The organism is Mycobacterium sp. (genome assembly GCF_040509115.1).
Taxonomy (GTDB): domain Bacteria; phylum Actinomycetota; class Actinomycetes; order Mycobacteriales; family Mycobacteriaceae; genus Mycobacterium.
Genome location: NZ_JBEVLO010000220.1, coordinates 1 through 18,892, shown reverse-complemented (window position 1 = coordinate 18,892; position 18,892 = coordinate 1). Strand labels below are relative to the sequence as shown.

Annotated in this window: 15 protein-coding genes; 8 read left to right on the top strand and 7 right to left on the bottom strand. The window is 64.9% G+C overall.

All coding sequences use genetic code 11. The annotated features are described in order from the left end of the window. The first annotated feature begins 202 nt into the window (after positions 1–202). The 6 genes from ABW137_RS15345 to ABW137_RS15320 all read left to right on the top strand — a co-directional run bounded on the left by ABW137_RS15345 (position 203) and on the right by ABW137_RS15320 (position 7,460). The gene (locus ABW137_RS15345; RefSeq protein ID WP_526401384.1) at positions 203–979 is read left to right on the top strand and encodes an IclR family transcriptional regulator; all 777 of its coding nucleotides are present in this window, start codon (positions 203–205) and stop codon (positions 977–979) included. A 145-nt stretch (positions 980–1,124) separates the two neighbouring features. After that, complete coding sequence (locus tag ABW137_RS15340) at positions 1,125–2,507, top strand: SLC13 family permease (protein ID WP_526401382.1); 1,383 nt, start codon at positions 1,125–1,127, stop codon at positions 2,505–2,507. 10 nt (positions 2,508–2,517) lie between these two features. Next, the gene (locus ABW137_RS15335; RefSeq protein WP_526401380.1) at positions 2,518–4,332 is read left to right on the top strand and encodes a thiamine pyrophosphate-binding protein; all 1,815 of its coding nucleotides are present in this window, start codon (positions 2,518–2,520) and stop codon (positions 4,330–4,332) included. Between the two features lie 65 nt (positions 4,333–4,397). Beyond that, a complete protein-coding gene (locus tag ABW137_RS15330; RefSeq protein WP_526401378.1) occupies positions 4,398–5,147 on the top strand; it encodes a class II aldolase/adducin family protein in 750 nt (249 codons plus the stop codon). Beyond that, entirely contained in the window at positions 5,144–6,640 is a 1,497-nt protein-coding gene (locus ABW137_RS15325) for an aldehyde dehydrogenase family protein (protein ID WP_526401376.1), read from the top strand. The genes ABW137_RS15330 and ABW137_RS15325 overlap by 4 nt, the downstream gene beginning before the upstream one ends. Positions 6,641–6,668: 28 nt before the next feature. Continuing rightward, positions 6,669–7,460 (top strand): IclR family transcriptional regulator, encoded by a 792-nt coding sequence (locus ABW137_RS15320; RefSeq protein WP_526401374.1) that lies wholly within the window; start codon positions 6,669–6,671, stop codon positions 7,458–7,460. 2 nt (positions 7,461–7,462) lie between these two features. On the opposite strand, the gene ABW137_RS15315 is transcribed toward ABW137_RS15320, so the two are convergent. The 7 genes from ABW137_RS15315 to ABW137_RS15285 form a co-directional block, all read right to left on the bottom strand. Further along, positions 7,463–7,957 carry a MarR family winged helix-turn-helix transcriptional regulator gene (locus ABW137_RS15315; RefSeq protein WP_526401372.1) on the bottom strand — a complete coding sequence of 165 codons (495 nt, stop codon included), beginning with the start codon at positions 7,955–7,957 and terminating at the stop codon, positions 7,463–7,465. After that, the gene (locus ABW137_RS15310) at positions 7,954–9,831 is read right to left on the bottom strand and encodes an FAD-dependent monooxygenase (protein ID WP_526401370.1); all 1,878 of its coding nucleotides are present in this window, start codon (positions 9,829–9,831) and stop codon (positions 7,954–7,956) included. Before ABW137_RS15310 ends, ABW137_RS15315 begins: the two co-directional genes overlap by 4 nt. A 113-nt stretch (positions 9,832–9,944) precedes the next feature. Further along, positions 9,945–10,850, bottom strand: coding sequence for an NmrA family NAD(P)-binding protein (locus ABW137_RS15305; RefSeq protein ID WP_526401368.1), 906 nt, complete (start codon positions 10,848–10,850; stop codon positions 9,945–9,947). Positions 10,851–10,906: 56 nt separating this feature from the next. Beyond that, positions 10,907–11,590 (bottom strand): helix-turn-helix transcriptional regulator, encoded by a 684-nt coding sequence (locus ABW137_RS15300; RefSeq protein ID WP_526401366.1) that lies wholly within the window; start codon positions 11,588–11,590, stop codon positions 10,907–10,909. Positions 11,591–11,938: 348 nt separating this feature from the next. Then, entirely contained in the window at positions 11,939–13,657 is a 1,719-nt protein-coding gene (locus ABW137_RS15295; RefSeq protein WP_526401364.1) for a glycerol-3-phosphate dehydrogenase/oxidase, read from the bottom strand. A gap of 61 nt (positions 13,658–13,718) precedes the next feature. Beyond that, a complete protein-coding gene (gene glpK / locus ABW137_RS15290; protein ID WP_526401362.1) occupies positions 13,719–15,233 on the bottom strand; it encodes a glycerol kinase GlpK in 1,515 nt (504 codons plus the stop codon). A gap of 2 nt (positions 15,234–15,235) precedes the next feature. Beyond that, entirely contained in the window at positions 15,236–16,024 is a 789-nt protein-coding gene (locus tag ABW137_RS15285; RefSeq protein ID WP_526401386.1) for an MIP/aquaporin family protein, read from the bottom strand. Between the two features lie 230 nt (positions 16,025–16,254). Between ABW137_RS15285 and ABW137_RS15280 the strand changes: the two genes are divergently transcribed. Continuing rightward, positions 16,255–17,025: an IclR family transcriptional regulator gene (locus ABW137_RS15280; RefSeq protein ID WP_526401360.1), complete on the top strand. Its 771-nt coding sequence runs from the start codon at positions 16,255–16,257 to the stop codon at positions 17,023–17,025. After that, positions 17,022–18,530, top strand: a complete 1,509-nt coding sequence (gene glpK, locus ABW137_RS15275; protein WP_526401358.1) for a glycerol kinase GlpK — start codon at positions 17,022–17,024, stop codon at positions 18,528–18,530. Before ABW137_RS15280 ends, glpK (ABW137_RS15275) begins: the two co-directional genes overlap by 4 nt. Positions 18,531–18,892: the final 362 nt, after the last annotated feature.

Here is an 18,892-nt window from a genome sequence, read left to right as displayed (position 1 = left end):
AGCCAGCGCGCCGCCCGTCCAGCGGCAAAGAGGCGTGCTCATGCCGTTTCCCCCTCCCCCTGATCCCCCCATGCGGGCACCCACCAGATCCGGTCCGGCCAATCGACATTCGACCCTTGGGTACCTGGGAACCCCGTTGGGTGCGCCGCACGCTCCACTGACATCCGCGCCCGGGCACGGTCGGTCGGTTAGCCTTCCTCGAGTGACAACCGAGGACGGTGCGCACAGCGCGTTCGATGGTCGGCTGGTGCCGCGGTATCCCATCGAATCGGTCGACCGCACACTGACCGTGCTGCAGATGCTGGCCGGGGACACAGAAGTAAGGCTGTCCGAGGTCCGCTCTCGGATCGCCGTGGGGCAATCGACCGCCCATCGCCTTCTCGCGATGCTCGTCTACCGGGGTTTCGCGATCCAGGATCCCGTGTCGCGCGCGTACAGGGCAGGACCGGCCCTGATCGACTTGCGTCAAGGCGTGGGCGTTGAGTTCAGTAGCAAGGACGCAATCCGCGCAGTGCTGACCGAGTTGGCGGAGGCGAGCGGAGAAACAGCGTCGTTCGCGGTTCTTTCGGCCACCGACGTACGTTATGTCGACACCGTCGAAAGTCGCAGCGCGCTCAGGGTGATCGGACGCATCGGACAGACCCGTCCCGCTCACGCGACGAGTATCGGACGCGCAATGTTGGCGGCCGAGGGCGACGTGCTCGTGCGGGCACGCTACGAGAACTCGTCCGAACCGTCCGCGGCAACCGTGGACACTCTGCTCGACGAGCTGAGGCGGACCTCAGAGCGTGGCTACGCGGTCAATCATGGCGACGTCGAGCTGGGAATCAGCTCGGCCGCCATCGCCATCGTCGACCACCAGAATCGCGTCATGGGAGGGCTCAGCATCGCTGCGCCAGATCTTCGTTGGAGTACTCGGGTCGAACGCGAACACGTGGCGCGGTTGCAAGACGCCGCTTCCAAATTGCTGCAGTACTAGGCGGTACTAGGCCGTGCGAAGGTCTCCCCCGGCGTCCGAACGATTTCTGCAGAGCAGAACGATGAGTCTCGCCTAGAGACTGTGACGCGCATTACTGTCGATTTCGGGTTCATTCGGCCCGGTCGGCAACAGAACGGATACTTCCGTGGAAGTTCATCTTCTCGCCATCGGAGTTCTCGCACTCTCCTTCGTGCTCGGCGCTTTTCGAGGCATCAACCTCGGAGCGGTTGCCCTCGCGGCCGGCGGCGCGCTCGTCCTCGTGATGTCGGGACTCGGAATCGATCAGCTTTACGAGGCGTTTCCTGCCGAGCTGTTCGTGCTCCTCGTCGGAGTGACGTTTCTCTTCGGCATCGCGACGGTCAACGGCACGATCGAATGGGTCGTCGACGTTCTCAGCCGGGCGGTGGGCGGACGAACCACGCTGATCCCATGGGTGTTGTTCTTCGTCGCGGCTGTGGTGACCAGCCTTGGCGCGCTGGCGCCCGTCGTCGTCGGTCTGGTCGCGCCGATCGCCATGCGGATGGCGTCCAAACACCACATCAACCCGAGGCTGGTCGGCCTCATGGTTCTGCATGGCGCTTCAGCAGGCAACTTCTCCCCGATCAACCTTCTTGGCGCTACCGTCAACACCACCCTCGAACGCGCCGGGCTCGTATCGAACCCGCTCGCGCTGTTCGTCGCCAACCTCGGTTACAACGCCGTTCTGGGCGTCATCATCTATCTCGTCTTCGGTGGGACGAAGCTTCGCGGCAAGGCGCAGACCACCCCCGGACTGACGGCGCCAGGTGGTTCACCCGCGACGGTCGCCACGGGCGCGCACACGACCACAGATGGATCGGGTGGATCCGGTGGGGCAGGCGGGAGTGGCGTTGCCACATCAGTCGCGCCGGCCACGAAGGCGGTCAGTGATGAACTTCCTTCGCCGCCTGAGAGATTCGACATCGTCAAGGGCGTGACACTCGCCGCGATCCTTGCCGTGGGAGCCATCGCGATGATCGGAAAGGCCGACCTGGGTGTCCTCGCCATGGCCGCAGCCGTCGTGTTGTCCTTCATCATGCCCAAGTCGTCCAGCGCAGCGAGCAAGAAGATCGCCTGGGACGTCGTCTTGCTGATCACGGGTGTCGTCACCTATATCGGAATCCTCACCGAGATCGGCACGGTCAAGTTCATCGGGGACGCTGCCAACAACATCGCCTCACCGCTCTTCACCGCAATCGTCATCTGCTTCATCGGTGCCGTGATCTCGGCGTTCGCCTCGAGCGCGGGCATCATCGCGGTCTTGATCCCGCTGGCACTCCCGTTCCTGCTCAGCGGTGACATCCCCGTTGTCGGCATGGCCATCGCGATTGCCATCAGTGCGACCGTCGTCGATTCGACTCCGTTCTCGACAATCAGTGCCATCACCCTGTCGAACGCTGCTCCCGAGGACCGAGCCTTCGTCTTCCGCGGGTTTCTCATGTGGGGCGCGCTGATGGTCGTCACCGCCCCGTTCGTCACGATGATCTTCGTAGTGCCCGGAATGGGCTGAAAGGCAAGAAATGATCGTCTCCATCAACAGCACCACGGGCGAAAACGCCATTCACGAGAACGCCATTCACGATGAAGCCGACTCTGCCCCGGCACCAGAGTGGGGCAGCGATGCCATCGTGGACCTCCTCATGGCGGCTGGTATTCGCTACGTCGCACTCAATCCAGGAGCCAGCTTTCGCGGGTTGCACGACAGCATCGTCAACTACGCACGCGACGCTGGTCCCGAATTGGTGATGTGCCTGCACGAGGAGCACGCCGTGGCCGTCGCCCACGGCTGGGCCAAGGTCACCGGCGAGCCAATTGCCGTTGCATTGCACAGCAATGTGGGACTGATGCATGCGAGCATGGCGCTGTACAACGCCTGGTGTGACCGCGTGCCGATGCTCGTGATCGGAGCCACTGGACCGCTGGCGGCCGACGCACGACGTCCCTGGATCGACTGGCTCCACACGTCGACGGATCAGCCCGCCATCGTCCGGCCCTTCGTCAAGTGGGACGACACCCCCACGTCGTTGAACGCCTCGTTGGAATCGCTGGCACGAGCGTGGGACATCACCAGGACCGCACCGACGGCGCCGACGTACGTCGTGCTCGATAGCGCCGTCCAGGAGCAGCGGATCTCCACCCCCGTTGCGCTCCCCGCGCTTACTCGCGGCACCCCGTTGGACCAGCCGTCAGCGTCGGCCGACTCGATCCTGCGCGCCGCTCGGATGCTCGCCGGTGCGACCAACGTCGTCGTTCTCGCCGGACCCGGTCGCCGCGACGACGAAGCGTGGGCGAACCGGATTGCACTGGTGGAGTCGCTCGACGCACGCGTCGTCACCGACCTCAAAGCCGGTGCGATGTTCCCGATGAACCACCCGGCCCACGTGCCGGGGACGGGGTTCTTCGTCGGTGCGCAAGCAGCCGAAGCGATCCGCGAGGCGGACGCGATCCTGGCGCTGAACTGGATCGACGTCGCAGGCACACTCGCGCAGGCCGGAGTCACCGACCACGCCCACCTCGTCTCGGCCACTCTCGATCAATTGCTTGCAGGGGGATGGAGCAAAGAGCACCAGGGGCGGGTCGCACCCGGGATCTGGTTGCCATCGGAACCCGACGCTGCCGTGGCCGCTCTGCTGGACCACCTGCCGAGCGTTCCTGCTCGTCCTCGCGCGGCGAAACCTGCGCCTGCGACTCCCAGCGATTCGGGGCCAATCAGTCTCAGCTGCTTGAGCGCGACGCTGCAGACCGTGCTCGACGGCGTCGACACCACGGTGGTCCGCCTCCCCCTCGGATGGGACGGTGACAGCTGGCAATTCGATCACCCACTCTCGTTCCTCGGTTACGACGGCGGGGGTGGAATCGGTTCCGGCCCAGGGATGACCGTCGGCGCAGCCATGGCGCTGCATGACCGTGCTGCACATGGCGGGCAGAGCCGGCTTCCAGTCGCCGTGATCGGCGACGGCGACTTCCTCATGGGCGTACAGGCAATCTGGACGGCAGCCCACCAGCACGTCCCCGCGCTGATAGTCGTCGCCAACAACCGGTCGTACTTCAACGACGAGGTGCATCAGGAAAAGGTCGCCACCACCCGGAGTCGCGACGTCGCTCGCAAGTGGGTCGGCCTTCGGATCACCGAGCCGGACCCCGACCTCGCCGGCCTCGCCACAGCGCAGGGAGCGGTCGGAATCGGTGCGGTCAGTGACCGCGCCGAACTCGCCGAGGCACTTCGCGAAGGGGTGACCGCCGCCCGCAGTGGCGCGGTGGTGGTCGTCGAGGTCATCGTCGAAACCGGCTACACGCCTGCGATGGCGAGCGCGCTCACCAGAGGCGACGGATGACCACGGGTATCACCGGAACAACCGGTCCTCATTCATCGAATATCGCTCGCGACAAGGAGTTACACGTGCAAACAACCGAACGGGTGGCCTCTCCGGTGGTCGACGAAGTACAACTCCGACAAGACCTGGTGTCTGCCAACCACATTCTCGTGCGCAGGGGCGTGCTCGATGCCTTCGGCCATGTGAGTGCTCGGTTGGCGCCCGGCCTGGACGGCTTTCTGCTGTCCCGCAATCTGGCTCCAGGCTCGGTCACGGCCGGCGACCTCTTACTTCACGACCTCGATGGAAACGTCGGCGATGACCGCGCTCCGTACCTCGAGCGCTTCATTCACGCCGAGATCTACCGTGCGCGTCCCGACGTCATGGCCGTTGTGCACAGTCACTCGCCGTCGGTCATCCCGTTCGGTCTGAGCGACGTCCCGTTGAGACCCGTCGTTCACATGGCCGGCTTCTTGCCGACGGATGCCACCCCCGTCTACGAGATCAGTGACCACGGCGGCGACGCCACCGATCTGCTGATCACCTCGTCGGAACTCGGTGCGTCGCTTGCCCGTGCTCTCGGCGAGGGTGCGGTTGCGCTGATGCGCGGACACGGGTCGATCGCCGTCGGTACCTCGGTACCCGAGGCGGTGTACCGGGCCGTGTATACCGAAGTCAACGCCCAGATTCAGTTGCAAGCCGTCAGCCTCGGAAGCTATCGCTCACTGAGCGCTGGTGAGGCGCGGGCCGCCGATCGCAAGGTGGGCGGGCAGATGCACCGGGCATGGAATGTCTGGTGTAGCGAGGTCGGTACTGCCGGAGAGGGGCAGCGATGACCGCCACGTCGCACACCACAGAGCGCTCACGGCGCAGCGCTGAGATCAATCGACTGCGAAGTGGCGAGCCGCGTCTTCTGATCGACGGCCAACTCGTCGCGGGGACCACCGGGCGGACCTTCGTCACGACGGATCCCTACACGGGAGAGAAGCTGGCAGACGTTCCCGACGCCGATGATGCCGACGTCGATCGAGCGGTCGACGCCGCCGATCGGGCATTGGCAGGCTGGCGGGCAACGCCCGCGGCGGAGCGCGCACGGGCGGTGCTCGATCTCGCCGATGTCGTCGAACTGCACGGCGAGGAGCTTGCCCTACTCGAGTCCCTCGACATCGGTTCCCCGATCGTCAACGCGCGCAAGGACATCGAGATCGCGCTTCAGCAGATGCGGTTGTTCGCGGGGCTCGCTCTGGAGATGAAGGGCCAGACGATCCCTGGCGGCGCAGCGTTGCACGTGACCGTGCGCGAGCCGGTGGGCGTGGTGGCGAAGATCTTTCCCTTCAATCACCCGCTGATGTTTGCCTGCCGTGTGGCGGCACCGCTGGTCGCGGGCAACCCGTGCGTGATCAAGCCACCGGAGGCGGGCCCACTGTCGGTCTTGCGACTGGCCGAACTCGCCAAGGACGTCTTCCCGCCGGGAGTCATGAACGTGGTGGTTGGCGACGGGCCCGACGTGCCGGACCGGCTGGTGCGCCACCCGAAAGTCCGTCGCATCGGTTTCATCGGCTCCGAGCGAACGGGTCGCGCGATCCAGCGGGCCGCGGCGGAGACCGGCGTCAAGGACGTCTCACTCGAACTCGGCGGCAAGAACGCGCTGATCGTGTTCGACGACGCCTCGATGACCGATGCGGCACGAAGCGCGGTGTCGGGGATGAACTTCATGTGGTCCGGACAGTCCTGCGGCTCCACCTCCCGTCTTCTGGTTCACGAGAGCCGCCACGACGAGGTGCTCGCAGAGGTCGCACGCCTCGTTGCCGAGATCCGTCTAGGGGATCCCCTCGACGAGTCCACCACTCAGGGCACGATGGTCGATTCGCAAGCCAGAAAGAAGGCACTCGACTACATCGACATCGCGTGTAGTGAGGGCGCCCGAATCGTTGTCGGCGGAGGATCCGAGGTCGACGAACGCTCGCTGTTCGTAAAGCCCACCGTGCTCGCCGACGTCCGGCCCGACGCACGGGTGGCGCAGGAAGAAATCTTCGGCCCCGTTCTTTCGGTGCTTCGCTTCACCACCGAGGAGGAGGCGGTGCGGATCGCAAACGGTGTGCCCTACGGCTTGACGGGGGCAGTATGGACCAATGACATCGACCGCGCCTTCCGCGTCGCTACCGCCCTCGAGGCGGGCTTCACGTGGGTGAACGGTTCGGGTGCGCACTTTCCGAACGTGCCCTACGGCGGAGTCAAGTCTTCCGGCGTCGGCGCCAAGGAGGAGTGCTTGGAGGAGCTACTGTCCTACACCCACGAGAAGGTCATCAACGTGATGATCAGGCGGTGACGCACGCGCTGGTCCGGTCGAGAACTCCGTGAAGCAGCAGCCGACTTACCCGATCGCCAGCGTGGACCACGCATTACGCCTGGCGGCAATCTTGCAACTCGAAGGTGCTCTCACCGTCACCGAGGCTGCCGACAGACTGGGAGTCGCGCGGTCGACAGCCCACCGGCTGCTGTCCATGCTGGTTTACCGCGACTTCGCGTCACAGGGTGACGACAAGACGTACTCCGCGGGGCCCGTCATCAGGATTGGCGCTCATTCCTGGTCTCGCACAGCGCGTTTGCGCTCGATCGCGCTGCCGCACCTCCGGCGACTCGCCGACGGCATCGACGAATCAGTCAACCTGGCGATTCTCACCGGGGTGGCCCTTCGCTTCGTCGCAAGCGTCGAATGCCGGCAAGAACTGCGCGTGACGTCGCGCGAGGGCATGTCGTTCCCGGCCTGCAACACCAGCAGTGGACTGGTGCTGTTGGCGGACTTGCCTGCCGATGCGGTCGAACGTCTCTACGAGCTGGACAACTCAGAGGACCGTCCCGATCCAAGTCTCCTGGCCCGGGAACTGGCCAAGGTGCGGCGCGACGGTTACGCCGTCAACCACGGCCGCTCCGAACGCGGCGTGGTTGCAGTCGGTGTCCCGATCCGCGGGCTCGACGGCCAGGTGCTGGCGGGGCTCTCGGTCTCGATTCCGTCTACGCGTTACGACGTTCATCGGTTGCGTCCTCTGGTTGCGGCGCTGCACGGTGCCGCGCAGGGCCTCGAGTCCGAGTTGCGTAGCTGGGCCGAGTGGGACTCGGGTAACGCCGCGGACGACGGCACCGAGTGATGTCACGGGGACGAGGCGGAGTTCGAGCCGGCCAGCAGCCCCGAGGCGCCGGCACTCACCAGAACGGTACTCAGGAAGCTGCGCAACTGAGCCGACTCCTCCGTACCGAGACCCATTGTGAGGATTGGCTCCAGCCTCTCGACACGCGGGCGCAGCTCATCGAGAAGACCGCGGCCATGCGTCGTTAGGTACAGCACGTACCGGCGGCTGTCGTCTCCGCTCTTGGTGCGCGTCAAGAGATCTCGAGCGACCATGCGCCGAACCAAGTCTGCAATGGTGGAGCGGTCGAGGTCCAGGGACTTGCCGAGGACGGCCTGCGACGCGCCCGGATCGCGCGCGAGTACCGACAGAGCGGCGAACTGCACGCTGGTCACCTCGGTCGAGACATCGCGTATCCACGCGGCCAGGTGGAGCTGTTGCATCCGACGGAGGAGGTGGCCGATGTAGTGATCGGGCGCGGGGACCGCGATATCGGGTTGGGCTGGGTCGGTGGTCATCGGGTCATGATGCCGGAGAGGAACGTGCCCAAGCCGGTGGTGGCGTGAAGCGGAAGGACCTGCGCGACGTATTGGTCGGGACGGACGAGCACGAGCGCTCCCTCGCCACGATCGATCTTTCGGATGTCGAAGACGTCCGCTTCGTGCGCATCAGGCGATGTCGTCGACGCGAATGCCTTTTCCAGGTCCACGAGTCCGAGTTTGCCGGTCGCGGGACGCATGATCATCGGCAGTTCGCCAATACTGACGTCGTGTGCGGGACGTTGCAGGATGCCACGAACATCGATCACGGCATCGATGTCCGCGTCGGAGTCGGAGTACGCCACCAAGGGTGACGCCGGCGCTGAGGCCAACCAGTCCAGCGTCGCCCGCCACAGCGACTCGTCGGCGTCGGCGAAGGCGTAGAGGCGCCATCGACCGTCTGCCGTCGCGGTGTGTCCGAGCTCGACCCGCCTGCAGTCGGCGACGCGGGTCACCGGCGCTGAGTGAAATCGCATGCCCACGGTGAATCCGGCTGCCGCGAACTGATTTTCGTCTGTGTCGATGAGTCTGGACGCGGGATAGCGCGTTGCCACCCCTGCGGTGTAGCGACCTTGCCTGACGAAGTACTTCGACAGGGTCTCCGTGCTGTCCGCGCCCGTGGGAGTCGCTGCGAGCATCGTCGACCACTCTCGATCGAAGTCGATCAGTTCCTGCGCGACCGGACGTCGTTCGTCGTCGTAGGTTTGCAGAAGGGTGGGGTCGGCCCGGCCCTCGAGCACTGCGGCGAGTTTCCACGACAGATTGAACGCGTCCTGCATCGAAACGTTCATTCCTTGGCCTGCCTTGGCGCTGTGGGTGTGGCACGCGTCGCCGGCGATGAAGACTCGCGGCAACCGATTTCGGCCGACGGCATCGTCGAATCCATCCGCGATGCGTTGTGCCACCTCGTACACCGAGAACCACACCGTCTCCCTGATGTCGAGGGAGTACGGATGCAGAATCCGCTGAGCCACTGCCACGACGTCTTCGGAGCTCATCGCACGGATTTCTTGACGGTTGTCGGTCACCGTACCGAGGTCGACGTAGAGACGGAGGAGGTAACCGCCTTCACGCGGGATCAACAGAAGGCTTCCGTGCTCTGCGTTTTGGATTGCGGCCTTCAGGCGGATATCCGGAAAGTCCGTGACCGCAAGGACATCCATTACGCCCCACGCGTGGTTGGCGCGATCACCGTCGAGGGAGCGACCGATGGCGTCACGAACGCGGCTGCGAGATCCGTCGCAACCCACGACATAGCCCGCGCGACAAAGACTGGACTCCCCCGACGCAGAGTTTCTCAACGTGGCGACCACCGGACCGCCGTCCAAGGGCACCGTCAAATCCACTAACTCAGTCCCGTAATCGGGCTCCAGCCGGGTGGGCGATCGGCGCATCGCATCCAGCAGGTACTCGTGGATTCGAGCTTGGTTCATGATGACATGAGGCATCTCGCTGAGGCCGTCCTCGACGTCCTGCACGCGTCCCGTCCTGATGATGCTCGCAGGATTCTCGGGGTCCGACTTCCAGAACGACGTCTCGTTGACCCAGTAGGCCTCCTCGAGCAACCGATCCGCCACCCCCAGTGCCTGGAACATCTCGATCGTGCGGCAGGCGACACCGTCTGCCTGCCCCAACTGCATCGGACCTTCACGACGCTCCGTCACCCGAGTGCGGATCGACGGGAAACCCGCCAATACCGTCGCTAGCACCAGCCCCGCGGGTCCCGATCCGACGATCAGGACATCGACATCGACACCGACACCGACACCGTCGGCCGCACTCCTGCCCCCGGCAGATCTTCGAGGTGTCCAGCGCGGGTCACCAGCATGGAATCCGTCTCGGTAGTACTGCACGATGCCTCCTTCGGTGGCGTACCTCACACAATACAGTACGTACCCCAACGATTTTGTCGGTGCAGCCACCCCGGGCGATCGTCATGGCGATCGAGTGCCCGACGAGCAGCGGATTAGTCGCCGCCGTTCGCGGTGGCGAGCACTAGCGGTCGCAGCGCGTCGACCAATTCGGTTGTTCCGCGACGCAGTTCACCCTTGTCGGGCTCGACGTCGATCAGCCCTCCTCTGTTGTGAGCGTCGTAGACGTCAGCCACCAGCTTCGCCATGCTCGGACTCAACCCCCGCTCGAGGCTTTCCCGCCACTGGTCACGAGGCACCGCGCGCGCGATGACCTCGCGGCCGAGTAGCTCGCTGAGCACCGCCGCCACGTCGTTGGCGCTGTGACGCCGCGGCCCTTCAGCATGAACGATCCGCTTGCCCGTTCCCATGGCGTCGTCGATGAGCAGCTCTGCCGCAATGACGCCGACGTCGGAGCTTGCGACCGTTGGAAATAGCCCGTCGACCGGATGGTGCAGACTCGGCAGGATCCCCGTCGACTGAGCCGCCGGGATGAAGGGCGCCCAGCCGTGCATGTGCTCGGCAGACCGCAAGAACACCTGCGGTATCGCTAGCCTGCGAAGCCGTTCCTCGAAGAGGTGGAACATCGACGGCATGCCCACCCATTCGCTGATGTGGGCACCGTAATCGGAGATCGCCACCACGCGGCGGGGTCGCGCCTCTTCGAGTGCCTCGGCAAGACTTTCGATGGACCGGCGCATCTCAGCGACGGCATCGTCAGCCTGCGGCGGCGGAGGCAAAATGACCTGCACGGCATCGGCGTTCGCAATTTCGACACCGAGAGCGGCCGAGTCCTGCAGATCGGCCAAGCCGATCTCGCATCCGAATGCAGTCAGCCTGCTTGCCTTGCTAGCGTCCCGCAGAATCGCCCTGACGGAGACACCTGCCTGACGCAAGGCCACTGACGTCGAATACCCGATATTTCCTGCGGCCCCGACGACCGCGATGAATGAACTGGTCACGGTCGCCGACGGTAATGCGCGCCCTGTGGGTGAGTCGCACAAATTCGGACGGGGTTTTACGAATTCGGTCGCAAGTCTCTTGCTTGTCGAGCGATATCGCCCGGCGTCTGACCGAGCAATCGCCGCATCGTCGACGCCATGTGGCTTTGATGGGAGAAGCCGGCCGCGACCGCGACGTCGGCCGCCGTCATCGCGGTCGTACTCAGCAGTGCGCGGGCATATTCCACGCGGCGGCGGATCACGTATTGGTGCACGGGGAGCCCGGTGCTGTTGCGAAACAGGGTCTTGAGCCGGGTGACGCCCACCTCTGCCACACCTGCGAGATCGGCGAGTTGCAGCTGCTGATCCAGATGGCTTTCGATGTAGTCGGTCAGCACCCGCAACTGGCGCGCCGAAAGGGTTGGTTCGTCGCGGCTTTCACGGTGCGGCGAGCTTTCATTCGCGGTTTCGACGAGTCGAACGGCCAGTGCCCTGGCCAAGGAACCGATGTACAGCGTGTCCGAAGGGGTGGCGGATTCCAGAGCAGCCTTGACGGCCCACCCAATCGCCTCGATCCGTGCGTCACGTACTTGAAATCGTGGCCGTAGCTGGGCCCTGGCGGCGTCCGTTCCGAGCTCGTCTGCCACTTCGAGGAGCACCGACGGATGAATGCTCAGTCGCAGGGTGCGGCAGTCCGCATCGTCTTTCCAAGAGCCGTCCACGCCTGCCGGCACGATGTCGATGTCGCCCGTTTTCTGCACACGGCGCATCCGCTGGCCGTCGCAATAGCAGTCGGCGTTCACGGGAGGTCCGAAATGAATACCGAGACGATGCATTTCGCTCTCGGGTGCATGCGACATTCCACGCGGAACGTGAACGAAATCGGCGTCGAGCCCGGTCCAAGCTCGGCCGGCGCTCGTCATGAGGACCTGCGGTGACGTCGGCGACGAGAAGGGTGCCGCCGTCGGTTCAGGCATGACTCTCGACATGTGCGGATGCTACTCCTGCCCTTTTGAGCTATACGCCACCGGCGGCTCGCCATCCCACCGAGACGTGTTTCGCCCCCTGCCAGTCGTAGCGAGTGGCCAAACCGACCATCGTCGCGCCAGTCATCGCGCCAAACCCAGGTTCGCGCCGAGCCGGACATCGGGTGCGCCGAGCCGGGAGGCGTCGGCGGTCAGGTCATCGGCCTGGTGTTGCGAGTCGATCTCCGCAGCCACGCGGGCGTCGTAATGCTCCAGCTCGCGGTCGATGTCGGCGTCACTCCAACCCAGCACCGGCGCGATCAGCTCGGCCACCTCGCGGGCGGCGGCCAGCCCGCGATCCGGAACCTCGATCGAGATCCGGGTGCGCCGGGTCAGCACGTCCTCGAGATGCCGGGCGCCTTCATGGCTCGCCGCGTAATACGCCTCGGCGCGCAGGTAGTCGGCAGCGCCGTCAATCGGCTCACCGAGTTCCGGGCGCTGCGCAATCAGGTCGAGCAACTCCGTGGTCAGGGTGCCAAACCGGCCAAGCAGATGTTCGATCACCGACACCCGCAGTCCGGCCTGCTCGGCGATCAGGTGCCGCGAATTCCAAGCGCCCACATAGCCATCCGCGCCGACCAGGGGAATCCGCTCGGTGCAGGAGTCAGCGACCTTGCGTTCCATACCGTGTACCGCGGAGTCCACCGCATCCTTGGCCATCACCCGATACGTCGTGTACTTGCCGCCGGCAATCACCGTCAGCCCACGCACTGGGCTGGCGACGGCATGTTCACGGGACAACTTGCTGGTCGAATCGGACTCGCCGGCCAGCAGCGGTCGCAACCCCGCATAGACGCCGACGACGTCCTGGCGGGTCAGCGGGTCGGCCAACAGGCTGTTGGCGTGTGCCAACAGATAGTCGATGTCGCTCGCGCTCGCGGCGGGATGCGCCAGATCCAATGACCAATCGGTATCGGTGGTCCCGATGATCCAGTGGCTGCCCCACGGAATGACGAACAGCAGACTCTTCTCGGTCCTGGTGATGATGCCGGTGCTGGAGTTGATCCGGTTGCGCGGCACCACCAGGTGCACACCCTTGGATGCCCGGACCTGGAATTGTCCACGGCCACCCACCATTTCCTGGATCTCGTCGGTCCACACCCCGGCGGCGTTGATGACCTGCTGAGCCCGAATCTCGAACTCGGTTCCGTCTTCGAGATCCTTGACGGTGGCACCGATGACGCGGTCCGCTTCCCGCAGGAACCCGACCACCCGGGTGCTGTTGACGCAGAGCGCCCCGAAGTCACTGGCGGTGCGGGCCAGCATCATGGTGTGTCGGGCATCGTCGACCTGTCCCTCATAGAACCGGACCGCGCCGCGGATCGCGGACCGCTTGCCGGACGGAAACGACTCCATGGTCTTGCGCCGGCTCAGGTGCCGGTGATGGCCGGGTACCCCGCGACCGGCGCCCATCACGTCGTACACGCCGATACCCAGCCCGACATAGCCGCGGTCGATCGGCTTCTCCAGCGGATAGATGAACGGCACCGGCCTGGCCAGGTGCGGGCACAAGGTGTTCAGCACCAGACTGCGTTCCCGCAGCGCTTCGAATACCAAGGCGAAATTGAGCTGTTCGAGATAGCGCAGGCCACCGTGAAACAGCTTGCTGGACCGGCTCGACGTCCCCGATGCGTAGTCGCGTGCCTCGACCAGCCCGACCTTCAAACCGCGGGTGGCGGCATCCAACGCGGCACCCGCGCCGACAACGCCACCCCCGATGATCAGGATGTCGAGATCTTCGGAACCGAGACGTGTCAAGGCCGCCGTCCGTTCGGCCGGACTCAATGGTCGTGCAGTGCTCATGTCAGTCGTCCTTGCAGTCGTCGCGAATCAGTCCGTGCGTTTTCCAGATGCGGCCGCCAGCTCATTCCACGTCGACCCAATCGAGTGAGCGCTGGACGGCCTTCTGCCACCCCGCGTATCCGGCGGCACGCTCCTCATCGCTCCATTCGGGCGTCCACCGGCGGGATTCATTCCAATTCGCGCGCAGCTCATCGGTGTTGCTCCAGAACCCGACCGCGAGGCCAGCGGCATACGCCGCACCCAGCGCGGTGGTCTCGGCGACCTCGGGGCGGCTGACCGGGACGCCAAGGATATCCGCCTGCAACTGCATGCACAGGTTGTTCACGGTGACGCCACCGTCGACCTTGAGCACCTCGAGGTGCACACCCGAATCGGCTTCCATCGCCACCGCGACATCTCGGCTTTGGTAACAGATCGACTCCAGTGTGGCGCGGGCCAGGTGGGCGTTGGTGTTGTACCGGCTCAGCCCCACGATGGCGCCGCGGGCGTCGCTGCGCCAGTACGGTGCGAATAGCCCGGAAAACGCAGGCACGAAGTAGATCCCGCCGTTGTCGGCTACCTGACGGGCCAGCGGCTCGATCTCACCGGCGCCGGCAATGATGCCCAGCTGATCACGCAGCCACTGGACCGCCGAACCCGTCACCGCGATGGACCCCTCCAGCGCATAAACCGGTTCTTCGGAACCCAATTGGTAACACACGGTCGACAACATGCCGTTCTTGGACCGGACCAACTCGGTGCCGGTGTTGAGGAGCAGGAAGTTACCGGTGCCGTAGGTATTCTTCGCCTCCCCCGGCGCGAAGCACACCTGCCCGAACATCGCGGCCTGCTGGTCGCCCAGCGCGCCGGTCAGCGGAACGCCACCGTAAGGCAATGTCGTAGAGGTCTTCCCATAACCCGCGGGATCCGATGACGGGCGGATCTGCGGCAGCATCGCCCGCGGAATGTTGAAGAAGCCGAGCAGCTCGTCATCCCAGTCCAAGGTTTCCAGGTTCATCAGCATGGTGCGGCTAGCATTGGTGACGTCGGTGACGTGCACTCCACCGTCGACTCCGCCGGTGAGATTCCACAGCAGCCAGGAGTCGGTGTTGCCGAACAGCGCGTCACCCTTCTCCGCATCGCGTTGGGCGCCGGGCACGTTTTCCAGAATCCAGGCGATCTTTCCGCCGGAGAAATACGTTGCCGGCGGTAGACCGGCCTTCCGCCGAATGATTTCGCCGCGGCCGTCACGTTCTAGGGCGCTGGCGATCTTGTCAGTTCTGGTGTCCTGCCAGACGATCGCGTTGTAGTACGGTCGACCGGTCTTGCGATTCCATACCACCGTGGTCTCACGCTGATTGGTAATGCCAAGGGCGACAAGGTCGCTGGGCTGCAGCATGGCGCTGTTGAGCGCGGTCTGCATGGCGGAGTTTGACCGCTCCCAGATCTCTACCGGATTGTGTTCCACCCAGCCGGGCCGCGGCATGATCTGCTCGTGTTCGAGCTGATGCTTGCTGACCTCGTTGCCGGAGTGGTCGAAGATCATGAATCGGGTGCTGGTGGTGCCCTGGTCGATCGCACCGACGAACTCGGCCATTGTCACTGCTCCTTCGGTGTCGTCTGCGCCGGTGCCTGCGGCGGGAGAAAGCGGGAAACGCCGTACTTGTAGAGCGCGCCGCCGATGATCGCGCCCACGAGTGGGCCGACGATGGGGACCCAGAAGTAGACGTTGCCGTACTGATCGAGCCAGGCGGTGTCGTAACCGGTCAGATAGGACGCCAATCGGGGTCCGAAATCACGGGCCGGGTTGATCGCGTAGCCGGCATTCGTGCCCCAGGCCATCCCGATGCCCACCACCAGCAGCCCGATGATGAACGGGGTGAGGTTGGCTCCCGGCGCGGCATTGCGCCCGTCCGAGAGGGCGAAGACGAGAAAGATCAGGATCGCGGTACCGATGATCTGGTCACGCAGCGCACCCAGATCACTGACAGGAGCCACCCCGTTTCCTGGCAGCGTCGAGAAGACGCCCTGACTCTTGATGGTGTGTCCGGGGTCGAACTTCGCCAACACCTCGGTGTAGTTCCATCGCACGATCAGCGCGGCCAGGAACGCGCCGAGCAGCTGGGCCGACGCATACGGAGCTACTTTGCGCCAGGGAAAGCCCTGGTAGAGCGCCAACGAGACAGACACCGCCGGGTTCAGGTGAGCTCCGCTGATCCGGCCCGCGACGAAGATACCGAGCATCACCCCCAACCCCCAGGACCAGGCAACGCTGTCATGAGCGCCGGTTTCGCCGGCCATCACTTGGGCTACCACCCCGACACCGAACAGGATCATGACGAAGGTGCCGAAGAACTCGGCGGCCAACTCGGCGGATAGGGACCGGATCCGTTCCACCGAGGGCCGTTTCAGGTCTTCCCGAGGAATCGTTTGTCCGTTCGCTGCGACTGGCATCACAGCGTCGGTTGAGTGTGACTGTTGTCTCATGTCCAACGAAGCTAGGAAACAGTTGGCCTGCGGCCAACGGTCCGTGTTCGGCATTGTCGAACACAACGGGGTTCAACATTGTCGAACAACAATCGAGGTCGTCTGATCGGGGTCCGTTGTAGCGTGGAAAAATGCCCGGTGCGGTGCAGTCGGTTGAGCGTGCGGCGGCGATTCTGCGGTTACTCGCCGCCGAGCCGGAACCCCTCGCGATGTCCCGGATCGCCGAAGCGGTCGGCTTGGCGAAAGGCACCACACACGGTCTCTTGCAGACGTTGCTCGACGTGGGATTTGCCGAGCAGGAGCCCGACACCGCCCGCTACCGAATCGCGCCGGGGCTGTTCCGGCTCAGCGCATCACGGATCGACCTGAACCTGTTGCGCTCCCGGGCGATCAACTGGACCGATGCGTTGGCCGCCCGATCAGCCGAAGCCACCGAGGTGGCGGCATTCCGCGACGGGCAGGTCGTCGTCGTACACGCGGTCTTCCCAACCGGGAGCGCCGGCGGCATCCAGCCGGATAGGCCAGACCGACCGTTGCATGCCACCGCTCTCGGGAAGATCTTGTTGACGCACGACGTCGGCGCCTACCGCAGCATTGGAGACACCACGTTGTGCAGTCTCACGTTTCACACCGTGACCGACCGGCGGCGTCTCGACCGCGAGTTGGCCAGGATCCGTGACGAGGGCTGGGCGGCCGAAGTTGAGGAGGCCGAACCGGATCTGGCGGCGATCGCCGCCCCCGTCCGCGACCACAGTGGATCGGTGGTGGCCGCAGTCGGCATTCGCGGCCATCGGGATCGGATCTGTGATTCCCGCGGTCGCCCACGCCCGTCGCTGATTGCACAGGTGGTACGGGCCGCCCGGTCGATATCTCGTGAGCTCGGGCACGGGCGACGCCGGTGACCGAACGCTATGTGGCGGCCCTGGATCAGGGAACCACCTCCAGCCGCTGCATGATCTTCGACCGGCACGGCCATATGGTGTCGATTGCCCATCGCGAGCACGAACAGTTCTTTCCTCGCCCAGGCCGCGTCGAACACGATGCCGAGCAGATCTGGCACATGGTGTGCGCGCTAGTGCCCGAGGCCATCGGCGATGCCGGTATCGATGCCAGCCAGGTCGTCGGGCTGGGCATCACCAATCAGCGTGAGACCACCGTCGTATGGGACCGCAGCACCGGGCGGCCGGTACACCGCGCGATCGTCTGGCAGGACGTCCGCACGGCGTCCGTCATCAAGGCCGTCGCCGAGGAGATCGATGCCGAGGAGATCACCGCGCGCACCGGCCTCCCGCTGTCCACGTATTTTTCCGGGCCGCGGTTGCGATGGCTGTTCGATCAGGACCCCGAGTTGCGGCCACGCGCCGAGCGGGGCGAAGTGCTGTTCGGCACCATCGACAGTTGGCTCCTATGGAACCTGACGGGCGGTGTCGACGGCGGCGTGCACGCCACCGATGTCACCAACGCCAGCCGGACCCTGTTGATGAACCTGCAGACCATGGACTGGGACGACAAGATGCTGGAGGTCTTCGGTGTTCCGCGGGCCATGCTGCCGCAAATCAGGCCCACGCTGGCCAAGTTCGGCACCAGCGTCGCACCGGTACCGGGACTCGACATCACGGCAATGATCGGGGACCAGCAGGCAGCGCTGTTCGGTCAGACCGGGTTCGACGCCGGCGCCGCCAAGTGCACCTTCGGCACCGGCAGCTTTCTGTTGTTCAACACCGGCACCATCAACGTGCGTTCCCGCCACGGCCTCATCAGCACCGTCGCCTACGCGATCGACGGCGAGGAACCCGTATACGCGCTGGAGGGTTCCGTAGCCATGGCCGGAGCGCTGGTGGATTGGTGCCGCTCGACACTGGGCCTCATTCATACCGCTCCCGAAATCGAAACGCTGGCAAGCACTGTCGACGACAACGGGGGCTGCTACATCGTGCCCGCATTCTCCGGCCTACTCGCACCGTACTGGGACAACGCGGCGCGCGGCGTGGTCGTCGGCCTCACCGGCTACACCGCCAAGGGCCATCTCGCCCGAGCCATCTTGGAAGCCACCGCATTTCAGGCCTGCGATGTCGTTGACGCGATGAACTCCGATGCCGGGCTATCCGCGGAGTCACTCGCCGTCGACGGTGGGATGACCGCCAACAACCTGCTGATGCAGACGGTGTCCGACCTGCTGGGCATCCCCTTGGTACGGCCGATGATGACAGAGACGGTGGCGTTGGGCGCCGCCTACGCCGCGGGCCTCGGTGCCGGCTACTGGCCCGACAAGGCCGTGCTGCGGCGCAATTGGCAGCAGGCCGCGCAATGGCTTCCCGCCATCGACGACACCCGTCGCAGCATCGAACGGGCTCGCTGGCACCGTGCGGTAACGCTGGCGAAGGAGTGGGGAGAGTCCGAGCCCTAACCGCCGACTGCCAACCCGGTCTGGGTCTCCGGGCGTGCATGTAGCGGGTGGCCGCAACGCGCGTTGATGCCCGATTTGGACGTTTACCGCGCATGCTCACGCGATTCGGTCGATGGTCGCCAATTTGGCCATTGACACGGCCGCTAGGCGTTCGCGGGCAACCTGCGCGTCGTACTGGGCCTGCACGTCGATGAAGAACGTGCCGTTGAGGCTTAGCGCGCGACAACCGTTCCATCGCCAAAACCCTGGGTTGGGTACGCAGTTTGGTCACGACACGAAAAAGGTGGCCCCCGGAGACCGGAAACCACCTCTCGCCCGCGTCGGGCTGACAGGATTTGAACCTGCGACCCCTTGACCCCCAG